Annotated in this window: 11 protein-coding genes; 1 reads left to right on the plus strand and 10 read right to left on the minus strand. The window is 36.5% G+C overall.

Features of this window, described 5'->3' with window-relative positions:
- Positions 1-2: 2 nt before the first annotated feature.
- The 10 genes from pepT to mnmE all read right to left on the minus strand — a co-directional run bounded on the left by pepT (position 3) and on the right by mnmE (position 11,715).
- Positions 3-1,241 carry a peptidase T gene (pepT, locus tag IEV69_RS07755; protein WP_188441190.1) on the minus strand — a complete coding sequence of 413 codons (1,239 nt, stop codon included), beginning with the start codon at positions 1,239-1,241 and terminating at the stop codon, positions 3-5.
- A gap of 95 nt (positions 1,242-1,336) precedes the next feature.
- A complete protein-coding gene (locus IEV69_RS07760; protein ID WP_188441192.1) occupies positions 1,337-2,635 on the minus strand; it encodes a BspA family leucine-rich repeat surface protein in 1,299 nt (432 codons plus the stop codon).
- Between the two features lie 45 nt (positions 2,636-2,680).
- Positions 2,681-4,456 carry a BspA family leucine-rich repeat surface protein gene (locus IEV69_RS07765; RefSeq protein ID WP_188441194.1) on the minus strand — a complete coding sequence of 592 codons (1,776 nt, stop codon included), beginning with the start codon at positions 4,454-4,456 and terminating at the stop codon, positions 2,681-2,683.
- Positions 4,457-4,501: 45 nt separating this feature from the next.
- Positions 4,502-6,526, minus strand: a complete 2,025-nt coding sequence (locus tag IEV69_RS07770; protein ID WP_188441195.1) for a BspA family leucine-rich repeat surface protein — start codon at positions 6,524-6,526, stop codon at positions 4,502-4,504.
- A 239-nt stretch (positions 6,527-6,765) separates the two neighbouring features.
- Positions 6,766-7,797, minus strand: coding sequence for an ACR3 family arsenite efflux transporter (gene arsB, locus IEV69_RS07775; protein WP_188441197.1), 1,032 nt, complete (start codon positions 7,795-7,797; stop codon positions 6,766-6,768).
- The gene (locus IEV69_RS07780; protein WP_188441199.1) at positions 7,797-8,420 is read right to left on the minus strand and encodes an arsenate-mycothiol transferase ArsC; all 624 of its coding nucleotides are present in this window, start codon (positions 8,418-8,420) and stop codon (positions 7,797-7,799) included. The genes arsB and IEV69_RS07780 overlap by 1 nt, the downstream gene beginning before the upstream one ends.
- A 10-nt stretch (positions 8,421-8,430) precedes the next feature.
- The gene (locus IEV69_RS07785) at positions 8,431-8,763 is read right to left on the minus strand and encodes an ArsR/SmtB family transcription factor (protein WP_188441201.1); all 333 of its coding nucleotides are present in this window, start codon (positions 8,761-8,763) and stop codon (positions 8,431-8,433) included.
- Between the two features lie 125 nt (positions 8,764-8,888).
- Entirely contained in the window at positions 8,889-9,653 is a 765-nt protein-coding gene (locus tag IEV69_RS07790; RefSeq protein WP_188441203.1) for a DUF2490 domain-containing protein, read from the minus strand.
- Entirely contained in the window at positions 9,571-10,155 is a 585-nt protein-coding gene (locus IEV69_RS07795; RefSeq protein WP_188441204.1) for a hypothetical protein, read from the minus strand. The genes IEV69_RS07790 and IEV69_RS07795 overlap by 83 nt, the downstream gene beginning before the upstream one ends.
- Before the next feature lie 171 nt (positions 10,156-10,326).
- Positions 10,327-11,715, minus strand: coding sequence for a tRNA uridine-5-carboxymethylaminomethyl(34) synthesis GTPase MnmE (gene mnmE / locus IEV69_RS07800; RefSeq protein WP_188441206.1), 1,389 nt, complete (start codon positions 11,713-11,715; stop codon positions 10,327-10,329).
- Between the two features lie 122 nt (positions 11,716-11,837).
- Between mnmE and IEV69_RS07805 the strand changes: the two genes are divergently transcribed.
- Positions 11,838-16,433, plus strand: a complete 4,596-nt coding sequence (locus IEV69_RS07805; RefSeq protein ID WP_188441208.1) for a PAS domain S-box protein — start codon at positions 11,838-11,840, stop codon at positions 16,431-16,433.
- Positions 16,434-16,466 lie beyond the last annotated feature (33 nt).

Raw genomic sequence — 16,466 nt, forward strand, 5'->3', positions numbered from 1 at the left:
GTTTAAAACTTTTCAGCTTGCAATTTTGCAATGTTGACAATTACTTCAATAGCTTTTTGCATGCTCTCAACAGGGACGTATTCATAACGCCCGTGAAAGTTATGTCCCCCGGCAAAAATATTGGGGCAGGGGAGTCCCATATAACTGAGTTGAGAACCGTCAGTTCCTCCTCTTATGGGTTTTATAATTGGAGTAATGCCTGCTTGTTTGATGGCTTCTTCTGCGATATCAACGATGTGCATAACGGGTTCTATTTTTTCCCGCATATTGGAATACTGATCAGTTATTTTAACCTCAATGAGTTCCTTTTCTAATTGATCGTTCAATTCTTTAGCCAACTTTTGAAATATTTCCTTTCGGGCTTCAAATTTTTCTTTGTCGTGGTCTCTTATGATATATTCCAATACCGTTTTATCTACTTCACCATTGATGTCGGTAAGGTGGAAAAAGCCTTCTCTGCCTTCTGTATGTTCCGGTGTTTCCAGTCTGGGGAGGGAATTGATGAAATCGGTCGCAATATAAAGACTGTTGATCATTTTTCCTTTGGCATAACCGGGATGCACTATTTTTCCTTGGATTGATACAACTGCTTTGGCAGCATTAAAATTTTCATATTCGAGTTCGCCAATCTGGCTTCCGTCCATCGTATAGGCCCAATCGGCTCCAAATTTTGCAACATCAAATTTGTGTGCCCCGCGACCTATTTCTTCATCAGGAGTAAAACAGATGCGGATTTTACCATGCTTGATCTCAGGATGCTGTAATAGATATTCCATTGCGGAAACGATTTCGCAGATACCGGCTTTATCATCAGCGCCCAGTAAAGTGGTTCCATCTGTTGTAATAAGGGTTTGCCCTTTGTACTGCAACAAGTCCTCAAAATAAGAAGGGGAGAGGATGGTATTTTCTTTTTCGTTTAAAACGATGTCTTCTCCGTTATAATTTTCAATGATTTGAGGTTTTACATGGGCTCCGGTAAAATCTGGTGAAGTGTCAAAATGTGATACAAACCCAATGACAGGTACTTCTTTGTCAATGTTTGAGGGAAGTGTCGCCATCACATAGGCATTTTCATCGATGGTTACATCACTCATCCCAATAGATTTGAGTTCCTCAACCAGTTTGTTGGCAAGATTCCATTGTTTTTCTGTACTGGGGGTGGTGTCACTTTCAGGATCACTTTCAGTGTCAATAGTGACATAAGATATAAAACGCTTGATGATATGCTGCTTGTGAATCATACTTGGATAAAGATTAAATATAAAGATGCTTAAAAAAAAAGTAAAATTATTCTTTTAAAATTGATTTCACAAAAGTATTAGGTTAACTTAACGATTTATGGACAAGTCCCCCAAACGGGTTTGTTTTCAGGACTTAGTGGAGAATATGTTGAAAATTCAAAAGGTTCTACTGGGAAATTTGTTACACACCAACCGGATATATCTTGATTGAATTGGGACCATTTAAACATAAATACCATAATAGTTGCATTACTTACATCCCAGCTTCCCAGAGGTTGGTTAAATTGAGAGTTGAGGAACATTTCATCAAAACGTTCAACATTACTAACATCCCAATTATCGATGGGTTGATTGAAATCAGACACTACAAACATTCTGTACATATTCGTTACATTACTTACATCCCAATTACCTATGGGTTGATTAAAGAGAGTGGCTCTAAACATCGAGGACATATTGGTAACATTACTAACATCCCAATTTTCGATTGAATGATTCATTTGAGAATTCATAAACATCTCACTCATATTTGTCACATTACTTACATTCCAATTACCTAAGGGTTGATTGAATTGAGTCGCAACACTAAACATCCCCTGCATATCAGTTACACTGCTAACATTCCAATTATCAAGGGGTTGGTTGAAGTGAAAGTTGTTACTAAACATTTTAGTCATATTTGTGACATTACTCACATCCCAATTCTCAATGGATTGATTGAACTGAGATGGATTATAAATATTAGCAGCAAATATATGACTCATGTCTGTTACATTACTCACATCCCAATTACCTATAGGTTGATTGAATTGTTCTAAGTCGTAAAACATAAAACTCATATCTGTGACAAGCGAGGTGCAAACCTTGGTTAAATCTGCCCCTTCATTTCTTCTTTGAATCAGCAAGGTTCTGTTAACGGCTTCATATTCTATACCGTCAATTATCCCAATATCACCGGGGCTTACATTTTCACATTTACAAGTAACTCCATTTTCTGCTAAATAAAAAAGTGGCTGTTGGTTTGTTGTAAAACTGACTTCATTGCCATAAGCCGTTCCAACACTATTGGTTGCATAAGCTCTTACATAGTAGGTTGTATTTGCTGTAAGTTCTGTGATGGTGCTAGTGAAGCTGCCTGTACCTGTACCATCACTAGTTTTTGTTGATAAATCTATTGTTGGGTTCTGAGAGGTGCTCCACACAACACCTCTGGCAGTAACATCAGCACCGCCATCAGTTGTTATCTCACCACCTGATACTGCAGATGTTGATGTAATAGTTGTAACAGCTGTGGTTGTTAATTCAGGTAATGTCGGAGGTGTTGTTGGATTCTCATCATCACCTGAACAAGAGATAAGTGATAAAATGGCGATTATAAAAAGGAGTTTTTTCAAAATAAAATAAAATAAATTAAGCTTTGTTTTCAAAATGGTTTGAATTTAAGGACAAGTCCCCCAGATGGGCTTGTTTGCTTGCGTTAATGGAGTGTTACCAGTGGAAAAATCTTGGGGTTCTGAGGGTATAAGAATTACACACCAACCGGAGATATTTTGATTGAAGTTTCCCGCCCAGTGAAACATAGCTATCATTTTATTAACACTACTCACATTCCAATCCCCAATCGGCTGATTGAATTGAGAATATCGAAACATCCTTTCCATATTCGTCACATTACTAACATCCCAATTGCCAATGGGATGATTAAATATAGACATATTAAACATGCCCCACATAGTAGTTACATTACCCACATTCCAATTACCTATGGGTTGATTGAATTGAGAACTCAGAAACATATACTCCATATTTGTCACACTACTAACATCCCAATTACCAATGGGTTGATTAAACACAGCTTCTCTAAACATACTAGTCATATTCGTCACATTACCCAAATTCCAATTACCTATGGGTTGATTAAATACAGAACTGTAAAACATTTCTTTCATATTAGATACATTTCCAACATTCCAATTACCTATGGGTTGGTTAAATAAAGAGTTTTTAAACATCCACTGCATATCCGTCACATTACCCACATTCCAATTACCTATGGGTTGATTGAATTGAGAACTCACAAACATCCCATCCATATTAGTCACATTACTCACATCCCAATCTCCAATGGGTTGATTAAAGGGAGTACTACAAAACATCCCATCCATATTAGTCACATTACTCACATCCCAATCTCCAATGGGTTGATTAAAGGGAGTACTACAAAACATTCTTTTCATATACGTCACACTACCCACATTCCAATTACCAATGGTTTGATTAAATACAGAGTTATAAAACATCCCTCCCATACTTGTCACACTGCTTACATTCCAGTTGCCAATGGGTTGGTTGAATTCAGAACCGTCAAACATCATATCCATAGTAGTCACATTACCTACATCCCAATCACCAATGGGTTGATTGAATTGAGAATGTCTAAACATCCCCCCCATATTTGTCACATTACTCACATCCCAATTTCCAATAGGTTGATTGAATGGAGTGTTCAAAAACATAGATCTCATATCAGTCACATTACTCACATCCCAATATTCAATGGGTTGATTAAATTGAGAATTCTGAAACATTAATTCCATATCAATTACATTGCTTACATCCCAATTGCCGATGGGTTGATTGAAAGAATAATTATTAAAAAACATTTGATTCATATATGTAACCAACGAAGTACAAACTCTCGTTAAATCGGCTCCTTCATCTCTTCTTTGAATCAGCAAGGTTCTGTTAACGGCTTCATATTCTATCCCATCATTAACTCCAATATCACCAACGTTGGCATTTTCACATTTACAGGTAACTCCGTTTTCTGCTAAATAAAAAAGTGGTTGCTCGTTTGTTGTAAAACTGACTTCATTGCCGTAAGCCGTTCCCACATTGTTGGTACCATAAGCCCTGACATAGTAGGTTGTATTTGCAGAAAGTTCTGTGATGGTGCTGGAAAAGCTGCCTGTACCTGTCCCATCGTTTGTTTTTGTAGTTAAATCTATTGTTGGGATTTGTGTGGTGCTCCATACCACACCTCTGGCAGTTATATCAGCACCGCCATCAGTTGTTATCTCACCACCTGATGTTGCAGAAGTATATGAAATATTTGTAACAGCAGTGGTTGTTAATACAGGGGTTGTTGGACTATCATCATCACTTGAACAAGAGATGAGTGATAAAATGGCGAGTATTAAAAGTAGTTTTTTCAAAATGAATTAAATAAAATTAAACATCGTTTTCGCAATGGTTTGAATTCAAGGACAAGTCCCCCAAACGGGATGATATTCTGGGAGTAGTGGAGCACCTCCTGAAAAGCCCTCCGGTTCTGTAGGAAAATTTGTTACACACCAACCTGAGATATTTTGATTGAATTGAGAAGAGAAAAACATTCTTTCCATATTGGTCACACTACTCACATCCCAATTGCCTAAAGGTTGATTGAAATGATGAGACTGATAAAACATCCAAGCCAGATTAGTCACATTACTCACATCCCAGTTACCTATGGATTGATTAAAGTTGGAGTAGGAAAACATTTGAAGCATCGATGTCACATTACTTACATCCCAGTTTCCAATGGGTTGGTTGAATATAGAACCATCAAACATTCCTTCCATATTACTTGTACTAGCCACATTCCAATTGCCGATGGGTTGATTGAATTGAGATACAGCAAACATACGATACATCGTTATCACATTACTTACATTCCAATTATCAATGGGTTGATTGAAAACTGAATATTGAAACATTCTTTTCATATCAGAAACATTACTTACATTCCAATTATCAATAGGTTGATTGAATTGAGAGTAAGAAAACATCCATGCCATATTAGTCACATTACCCACATCCCAATTACCAATGGGTTGATTGAAATCGGAAAGGGAAAACATACTACTCATATTTGCAACATTACTAACATTCCAATTTCCAATGGGTTGATTGAATTGAGTGTTATTAAACATGGCATACATAGTTATCACATTACCAACATTCCAATTATTGATGGGTTTGTTGAATTGAGAGTTATTAAACATATAACTCATATCGGTCACATTACCAACATCCCAATTTCCAATGGGTTGATTGAATTGAGACACTGCAAACATACCATTCATATTCGTAACACTACTCACATCCCAATTTCCGATAGGTTGATTAAATGAGGAGTAGGAAAACATATTTTCCATGTTAGTAACATTATTTACATCCCATTCACCAATGGGTTGATTGAATGGAGTTGGAGTATTAGAATATGTAGGACTCTCAAACATCCTGGCCATATCTGTCACATTACTTACATCCCATTCACCAATGGGTTGATTGAATTGTGCCTCCCAAAACATCCTTTTCATAGAAGTAACATTACTCACATCCCAATTTTCAATAGGTTGGTTGAAATCAGATTGCTGAAACATAAAATCCATATCTATAACATTACTTACATCCCAATTACTTAAAGGTTGATTGAACGAAGATGCATTAAAAATTCCGAACATATTAGACACATTACTTACATTCCAATTTCCAATGGGTTGATTAAATGAAGATAATAAAAACATCTCTTCCATATCGGTCACATTACTTACATCCCAATTTCCAATGGTTTGTTCGAACTCAGATGCATAAAACATTCTTTGCATATTCGTTACATTACTCACATCCCAATTGCCAATGGGTTGATTGAATTGATTTAAATTAAACAGAGCCCCCTTAAACATTTCACTCATATCTGTGACCAGCGAAGTACAAACTCTGGTTAAATCAGCCCCTTCATCTCTTCTTTGAATCAAAAGGTCTCTGTCAACGGCTTCATATTCTATACCGTCAATAATCCCAATATCACCGGGATTTACATTTTCACATATACAAGTAACACCATTATCTGCTATATAAAAAAGTGGTTGGAGTTCAACCGTTGTAAAACTAACTTCATTGCCATAAGCAGTACCTATACTATTGGTTGCATAAGCTCTTACATAGTAGGTTGTATTTGCAGTCAATTCTGTGATGGTGCTAGTGAAGCTGCCTGTACCTGTACCATCACTAGTTTTTGTTGATAAATCTATTGTTGGGTTCTGAGAGGTGCTCCACACAACACCTCTGGCAGTAACTTCAGCTCCGCCATCAGTTGATATATCGCCACCTGTTGTTGCAGAGGTATGTGTAATATTTGTAACAGCAGTGGTTGTTAGTACTGGTGTTGTTGGATCCTCATCATCACTTGAACAAGAGATGAGTGATAAAATGACGAGTATAAAAAAGAGTTTTTTCAAAACTTTCAGGATAAAATGGGTTGTAAATTTCAAAACCGATGCTTTGCTAATTTACTAATAAATAATAATATTCATTAGTAAAAGCATGAATATTGAAATTCAATCCCGTCCTATTTCTTTAAAATGGGTGTAAACTGATAATTTTCCTGATATTTCAGTTTGTTTTTTGATGAAGTGACGTTAAGCTCAAAAATTTCATCCTTTTAAAACCTGATGATCTTAGTTTTCATATTCTTGAATCAATACTTCCATTTATTAGCCAAAGCCACCAAACTCAACATAACGGGCACTTCCACCAAAACACCTACAACAGTAACCAAGGCAGCCGGACTTTGAAGTCCAAACAGAGCAATGGCCACTGCCACTGCCAATTCAAAGAAATTACTGGTTCCAATCATAGCTGCGGGAGAGCAAATTGCATGAGGTAATTTGAGTTTTCTTCCACCAAACCAGGTTAGGAAGAAAATAAAATAAGACTGGATGATCAGCGGTACTGCAATCAATAAAATGATAAATGGATTTTCCAGGATGTTGGTACCCTGAAAGGCAAACAATAAGACCAATGTAAGCAAAAGTGCCAAAATGCTCATGGGTTTAAAACGAGGTAAAAATTTGGTTTTAAACCAATCTTCCCCGTGTTTCTTGACGAGTATTTTATTAGTAACGACACCCGCTAGCAATGGAACCACGACAAAAATCAAAACCGAAGCAACCAAAGTATCATAAGGGATGGTAACATCAGTAATGCCCAATAATAAACCTACCAGCGGAACAAAAGCCACAAGGATAATCAGGTCATTTACCGAAACCTGAAGTAAGGTATAATTGGGGTCGCCATTTGTGAGATATGACCACACAAAAACCATGGCGGTACACGGTGCTACACCCAGGAGAATGGCTCCGGCGATGTATTCACCGGCCAGTTCGGGCTCAATCCAGGCAGAATAGAGGTGCTCAAAAAAGATCCATGCGAAAAAGGCCATGGTAAAAGGTTTGATCAACCAATTGACCACCAAGGTTAATATAAGTCCTTTAGGCGCTTTGCCCGCATTTTTAATACTACTGAAATCAATCTGCAACATCATCGGGTAAATCATCAACCAGATTAAAATGGCAATAGGTATGTTGACTTTATAGACTTCAAGATCTGCCAAAAATTGCATACTGTCACCGGCCACTTGTCCGATTCCTATTCCTACTGCGATACACAATACCACCCATAAGCTCAGGTAACGTTCAAAAAATGGGATTTGCTTTTTAATTTCGTTCATTATTTGGTGATTTTTGAAAATACATAAAATAGTTCAGCAGCAATTTGTACACTGCGTTCACCATATTTTTTGGCTTGTTGGGGGGTGTTGTCAAAAGCTTTAGGGTCTTCATAAGTGATGGGAATCCGTTTTTCTGCACCTGCAATAAACGGACAACCTTCATCGGCCTGAGAGCAGGTCATAATGGCTGCAAACCCGGAAACAGGATTAAAAGGATGGTCAAAGGTTTTTGAAAATCCAACAACAGGATGGGAGTTTTCACTATAGGCTATGGCGTAAACAGGATTGTTCCCTTTACAAAGGGATAAAACTTCAAAGCCTTGTTCTTTTAATGTCTCACCAACCATTGGAAACATAGCCGTGGCCTCAGTTCCACCGGAATAGGAAAAAACGTTTGGGATACCAAAATAGGCAGCCATTACCTGCGACCAAACCTGAGACAAATGACTTCTTCGGGAATTGTGTGTACAAATAAAATTCAGGCGCACCTCTTGATTTTGGTTTACTTTGGCTTGTATGTAACCTGTCAATGACTTCAATATAGCTTTTCTTTCTTCCGGAATTGAATTGACATCCAGGGATTTTATTGTTTCTTCAATTTTTGAAAACACAGGATTTTTCATGGTCAAGATTTTAGCAACTGGAACAATTGGGTGGATTAAAACCTTCAAATAATTCAGTAAACTTTTCTTTGATTTCATTCCATTTTTCCGGGTTGATACAGTAGTTTACTGAAACCCCTTCGACCGTTCCCTGGATGATTCCCACATTTTTGAGTTCTTTTAAGTGCTGACTGATGGTAGCTTGTGCCAACCCTAAATCACCAACCAAAGTAGTGTTGCAGCAGGTCTCTGCTTTTAACAGGAACTGAATAATAGCAATGCGGGCAGGGTGTGCCAACACTTTGGCATAAGCCGCCAGTTCGTTCTGGGTACTGTTGAATAAATCTGTTTTTGTAACGCCCATTATATATAATAAGATTTTGTATAAATTTATATTGCAATATTACGATAATATAACTATAAATAAAATGGAATAGAGGCTTTATTTGAAAATAATAATCAATGAAATTTTATTGTTATGAAGTATTTTTAAAAATTCAAATACCAATTAATAGAGGTCCAAAAACTGTGTCTGGGATCAGTGACAAAAATAGAATCAAATCTGTAATCCAAACCAAATTCTAATTTATTACGATCATTAAAACTATACCCAAATAAAGGAGCCAACCTGAATTCAAGTTCATAATCAGAACTTTGAAATTTATTGAGAAATTCAAGGTTTGTTTTGATATAGAATTCTTTTGGATCTACTGTTTGTCCATCTAAAGGTATTTCGGGAGTCAATCTGTACCTGAATCTGAATTCTGGACTTTGATTTGATGAAAAACTCTGATCTGCTGCAATTCTGTGTGCCAATCTAAATCCGGTTTTTCGTTTAACTATGGAATATTGTTGAATCGTTCTGTGAATGATTTCTTCATTGCGAAATCGAATTAAATACCCCCCTGATATACGTGAATTCAATCCCACTTTTTTTGCTGATAGAATTGAAAAATCTGTGAGCAGATATTCATATTCTTTGGTGTGATTGCCTCTGAAATCACCATTTTGAATTCGCTGTCGTGATTGTGTTTTAAAGTTTAGAGACCAGTCTTTTTGTAATTTTTTATTCAGGTTAATGGAGGGCAATATTCCAAACTGATAGGTGCTTTGAGAGTAGGAGCTTCCGGTTAATAGTAAAGAAAATATAAATTTAAAAAGTGATAAAAGCCTAATATTCAAGGTTGCTTGAATTACTGAAGATAATTTTAAACTGTTGCAAAAGTTTTCCTTCATCATTAAAAAGATATTCATACTGCTCTGTTTTACTTTCGTTTTCGCAGCTTGTAATTATTTCATATTTAGTGGTAAAATTACCGGCAAAATCCTGATTTTTTAATAGTGATAACAACACATTTTGATTCCCTGTATATTGTTTTTGAACTTTAGAAATTTTATGGTTTGAACAATTTCCGCTCAAAGCGATGTCAATTGATTTTTTAAGATTTGTGTTCAACTCCTTTGACAAGATTTCAATTTCAATATCATCAAGTGTACCAAGGGTATCAAATTCTACACTATGCCTTTTGTTATTTAACTTAAATTTTGCTTCAATACTTTTGGTTTCTAACCCATACTCAATATACCACTTTACTTTGCTTGTTATCTCTGCAGACTCAATAAACTCTAGTGCAGCCGGCGGAACATCTGCCGGCTTCAATCGACTTTCCCTTTCATATTTCTGCTGACAATACAAAGAAGTTGAAATACTCCCAATTATTAAGATGGTTAAGCATTTTATAAAGTAATGATTCATAATGTAAGTTTAGATTAATTCAATCTCGAAAATTACTTCATTTGAATGAATCCAATTTATTCTTAACATTATGAATTTGTAAATATATTTTTAAATTTAAAATTGTGCAACTTATAAATCTTTCTTTTCTAAACCTTGAAATATTTATTAAACAAAGTGTTTGTAATTTAATTACTTTCCGATACAAAAATTCGCAAAAATATTTCCAAGCACCTCATCATTAGTTACTTGACCTGTAATTTCACCAAAATAATATAATGCCTGCCTGATATCGATGGCCAGTAAATCACCGCTTAGGTTTTCCTCAAGACCCTGTTGTACTTTTTTGATTTCTGCAAGGGCTTTGTTTAAGCTGTCATAATGCCGCGTGTTGGTGACAATAGTATCTCCTGAAGTGAGCACTCCGGTATTGACCAGTGAAAGCAGTTTTTCTTTAAGTTGTTCAATCCCGTCCCGATTTAATGCGCTAATCAAGATAGCTTCTGGAAATTTAGTTTGTAATGTTTGAATACGGTGTTCATTCAGCAAATCCGTTTTGTTAGCGATAAGAAGGACTTGTTTTTGAGGATATTTATTTTGAATCCTGTTGACTTCAACTTCCAGGTTTTTATAGTGCTCCTTATAATCGTTGGCATCAAATAAAAACAACACCAGTCGTGCCTGTTGCATCTTTTCATAGGTCTTGCTAATCCCGATGGATTCAATAGTGTCAATGGTATCTCTTATTCCGGCGGTATCTATGAACCTAAACCCAATTCCTTTGATGGTGAGTTCGTCTTCAATGGCGTCACGGGTCGTGCCGGCAATGTCTGATACAATGGCGCGTTCTTCATTGAGCAGCGCATTGAGCAGTGTTGATTTTCCGGCATTGGGTGCTCCGGCAATCGCAACAGGAATGCCCGCTTTGATGACATTTCCGGTGGCGAAAGAATCAATGAGTTTTTTAAGTACGTTTTCAATCTTAATAAGCAGGTCCTGAAACTGGATACGGTCTGCAAATTCGACGTCCTCTTCGGCAAAGTCGAGTTCGAGTTCGATGAGCGAAGCAAAATTGAGCAACTCTTCTCTCAGTTTTGCAATTTCATTGCTAAAGCCACCGCGCATTTGCTGCATTGCCACTTGATGGGCAGCTTCATTTTCACTGGCAATCAAATCGGCAACGGCTTCAGCCTGGCTTAGGTCCATTTTTCCGTTGAGGAATGCCCTTAGGGTGAATTCTCCGGCTTGAGCACTGCGACACCCTTTTCGCAAAAGCAATTGAATGATTTCCTGTTGGATATAAGAACTGCCATGACAAGAAATCTCAACGGTATCTTCACCTGTGTAGGAATTGGGATTTTTAAAAACGGAGACCAAAACTTCATCAATAACACGATTATCATCCATAATATGTCCTAGATGAATGGAGTGGGTGCGCTGCTTCTTAAGATCTTTGTTGTGAATAGACTTAAAAATTCCTGAAGCGATTAAAATAGCCTCAGGACCTGAAACACGTATTACAGCAATGGCACCCGCTCCGGAAGGAGTAGCCAAAGCAACTATAGTATCTTGATTTTGCATAGATTGCAAAGGTACAAAGAAGTTGTGTTTTATAAACACTCCTTAATTTAGGGTTAATTTGAAAATGAACACCATTCAAACTTTTATTTTTTTATATTTAACAAATTGAATTAATAGAGTCAATGGCCTCAAAAAAACCTAAGAACTTTTTTTATAAACATCCTTTTTTTATTGGGATGTCTGTTTTTTTAGTGATATTGCTAATCACTCAAGCGATTGCTTTTCAACGGTATTTACTGAATTTATCAGAAATTGAAAAAGAAAATACAGAAGAGTTAAATACTGTAGTAGATCAACTTCAGTTTAACTTAAATTATGCACTATCTACTACACGAACACTTTCATTTATTGTTGAGAATTATGGAATGCCTCAAAACTTTGACACTATTGCTAAAAAACTTTTAGAAGCCAATGATCTGGTTGACGGTATTCAATTGCTTGAAAAAGGAGTTATTACTAAAATGTACCCTTTGGAAGGTAATGAAGTGGTGATTGGATATGATGTGGTCAATGATCCAAGTAGAGGTAAAGAAGTATTAATTGCTGCACAAAAAGACCAGATGTATTTTGGAGGACCATTTGAATTGAAACAAGGGGGATTGGGAGTGGTTGGCAGAGTTCCTTTAAAAGTTGAAAACGATTCTCTGGCATTTGCTGCAGTTGTGATACGTCTTGAAAAGCTATTTGAAAAAAGCGGAATTAATAATAAGAGTAATCGCTTTGAGTATCAGCTTTCAAAAATGAATCAAGACACCCGGGTTGTTGAATATTTCATTGATTCAAATGAAGATTTTTCAGAAAGTCAGGTGGCTGTAATAAATGTACCCCTTGGGGAATGGCAAATTTACGTAAAAGAGAAAAAAGCAAATTATTTTGAAGGTGTAATTCCAATTGCTGTTTTAGGATTGGTTTTAAGCTTGCTTGGCGGGAATTTAACTAGGGTTGTTTTAAGAAAACCGATTGAGCTTGAAGAACAGGTAAAATTGCAAACCGAAATAATTTTTGGAAAAGAAAAAAGATACCGTGCATTGGTTGAAAATAGTAATGACGCAGTTGCAATACTCAACAAAAAGGGAACACCAATTTATGTGTCCCCTTCAATCACCTCGGTTTTGGGATACTCTGAAAGTGAAGCACTCAAATTAAATTTAATCAATTTAGTGCATCCGGAAGACTTACCTAATGTTGCGGCTGTACTGGAAGAGGTCTTAGATTCTCCCGAAGTGTCAATTAATAGTCCTATAGTAAGAGTACAACATAAAGATGGCAGTTGGCGATGGGTTGATGCTACCTTGACAAATCTGTTGGACGACCCTAACGTGAAAGGAATCATTGATAACTTTAGGGACATCACAGAAAGAAAACAAGCCGAAGAAAATATTCTCAGAGAAAAGCAACTTTCAGAAGCAATCCTTAACAGTCTTCCGGGAATTTTCTATCTGTTCAATCAAAATGGAGAATTCCTTTTGTGGAATAAAAATTTTGAAGAAGTATCGGAGTACTCTGCAAAGGAAATTAAGAAAATGCACCCAACTGAGTTTTTTGAAGGAGACGACCAAAAACACATTCAGGAGCGAATAATGGAAACCTTTGAAAAAGGTGAAAGCTTTGCAGAAGCTTACTTTACATCTAAAAGCGGCAAGAAAATTTATCACTATTTCACGGGTTCTTTAATTGATTTTAAAGGTGAAACCTGTCTTTTAGGAACAGGGATTGATACATCAAAAAGAAGAAAAGCTGAGGAGGAGCTTGAAAAAAGTGAAGAGCAATTGCTTTCCATTTTCAACAACTCCATCAGTGCATTGATTTTAATGGACGCAGAGGGAATGATCACAAACTGGAATGCTACGGCTGAGCAAATGTTTGGTTGGAAGGCTGAAGAGGTGTTGAATAAACCGATGCATCATTTTATTATGCCCGAAAAGCATGTGCAGTCTCATCTGGCTGGTATGGAAAACTACAATAAAACAGGGAGTGGTCCTATTATCAATACAAACACCGAACTCACTGCCATCACAAAGGCCAAAAAAGAAATTGATATTTCACTGGGTGTGACTACCGTAAAAATAAGAGGAAAGGAATTTTTTATTGGGTTTATCAATGATATTACACTACAAAAGCAAGCAGAACGGCAAAAAGAATATGAAAAGCGTAACAGGGAAGCCCTCATCAACGCAACCGAGGATATGATCTGGAGTGTAAGTAAAAAAATGACGCTCATCTCTGCAAATGAAGCCTTCAAAAAATCATTTAAAATTTATTCCGAACACACCATAAAAGAAGGCGATTTTTTACTGCCTGATGAATTTTTTGAAGCCGATTATCTCAATATGTGGAAAACATATTACCAAAGGGGATTAGAAGGAGAGCGTTTTACCATCGAAACAACCGTACAACCCAATGAAAAGCAAAATTACAAAACGGTTGAAACAAATTTTAGCCCCATCATTGTTAATAATGAAGTGGTAGGTGTTGCCTGTTATGCGCGTGATATTACACAACGGATCAAAACCGAAGCAGAAATTAAAGAATATAATGAAAGACTAAAAACGGCCCAGAAAATAGCTAAATTGGGCTATTGGGAGCATGTTTTGGGTGAGGATACACTCTTTTGGTCTGAAGAAATTTTTAATATTTGGGAAGTGGATGAAGAGGTATTCACACCCACAATTGACAGCTTTTTTGAATCTGTTGTTCCGGAGGACAGAAATAAATTTAATTTATATGCAAAGAGACCCATTGACTCTATCGAAGAACAAAATATTGAATACCGCATCATTACTGCTACAGGAAAATTAAAGTGGATTTATCAATACGGCCAAAAAATAGTAGATAAAAACAACGACCGCACGATTTTTAAAGGCATTATGCGAGACATTACAGAACAAAAAAATCAGGAAGAAGCCATCCTTGAGTATAATGAAAAGTTACAAACCGCTCAGCAAATCGCAAAATTAGGGTACTGGGAGTTTGATTACAATAACGATGCCCTAACCTGGTCAGACCAAGTCTATGAAATATGGGAATTGTCAAAAAAGGATTTTAAAGTTTCATATGAAACCTTCTTTAATTCCATACATCCTGATGATCAAGAACGTTTTAGTCTGGAACAGGAAAAAGCTTTAAAAGGTGAAAAACCCTTGGAAGTTGAACACAGGATTCTTTTAAGCAACGGAAAAACAAAATGGGTGCTTGAAAGAGGAAAGGTGATAAAAGATGAAAATGGTAATGCCATACTTTTTGAAGGTACAGTTCAGGACATCACCAGTCAGAAGGAGATTGAAATTGAATTGAGAGAGCAAAATAATTTTATTAAAACAGCCATTGACAATTTGCCGGTGGGTATTGCAGTGAGAAACAGTCACACAGGTAAGTTTACTTTAATGAACAAAAATTTTACGCAAATTTATGGATGGTCACAAAAGGAATTACGGGATGTGGATACTTTTTTTGAAAAGGTATATCCTGATTCCAATTACAGGAAAAAAATTAAAGACCAAATTTTTAGTGATCTTGGAAGTAAAAATTTAAACAGAATGCAATGGGAGGGGATTCAAATAACTACAAAAAAAGGAGATAAACGCATTGTAAATGCCAGAAACATTCCACTGTATGATCAAAATTTAATGATATCTACTGTGTTGGATGTCACCGAAAAGGCCTTAGCAGAACAAAAACTGGCAGCAAGTAATGAACGCTATGAATATGTAACAAAAGCAACCTTTGACGCTATTTGGGATTGGGATTTAACTCAAAAAACGATTTTTTGGGGAGAAGGATATCATACTATTTTTGGGTATAAACCTGTCACCACAAATGAGGAGTACTGGTATGAAAATATACACCCTCAAGATGTTAATCGTGTGAAGCAAAGTGTCCAGAAAGCAATTGAAGGTCAGGGTTTAAACTGGGAAAATGAATACCGGTTCAAACACGCAAATGGCACCTATCGCTATGTTAGAGACCGTGGCATCATTTTAAGAAATGTTGAACGAAAGGCAATACGAATCATTGGTGCTTTGCAGGACATTACCTCACAAAAAGAATATGAGCAAAAACTCCTTGATGTAAACCAGAAATTGCGAAACCTTTCAGCTCATTTACAGCAAGCTCGAGAAGAGGAACGAATCGCGATCGCCAGGGAAATTCACGATGAACTGGGGCAGCAATTAACAGGGATAAAACTCGATGTTTCCTGGTTAAAAAACAAATTGGAAGAGGTGTTACCTGAAAACTCCGATCGCGCTCAAAGACTCATTGAAAACATTAATAAGACCATCAATGACGTCCGCAAAATAGCATCACATCTAAGACCGGGCGTACTGGACGATCTTGGTCTCGAAGCAGCAATTGATTGGCAAAGCAACCAGTTTGAAACGCAAACAGGAATTAAATGCCAGTTGCATATTGACAGTGTAAAAAGTGATTACGGAAAAGGAATAAATACTTCAGTTTACCGTATTTATCAGGAAGCATTAACAAATATAATGCGTCACGCCAAGGCTACTGAAGTAAACACATATTTCTCTGAAAAAAACAATACATTAATACTTGAAGTAATTGATAACGGAGTAGGCATTAGTGATAATCAAAAAAATAACTCATTTTCTCTTGGAATCACAGGAATGAGAGAAAGAGCTTTTACTGTAAACGGAAGTTTCCACCTCTATAAACAAAAGGAAGGTGGGACAAAACTAAAAGTTACAGTTCCTGTTTGATTTTAAAGCTTAATTATTTAAAATTAAAATTAA

The organism is Planktosalinus lacus (assembly GCF_014640155.1).
Lineage (GTDB): Bacteria > Bacteroidota > Bacteroidia > Flavobacteriales > Flavobacteriaceae > Planktosalinus > Planktosalinus lacus.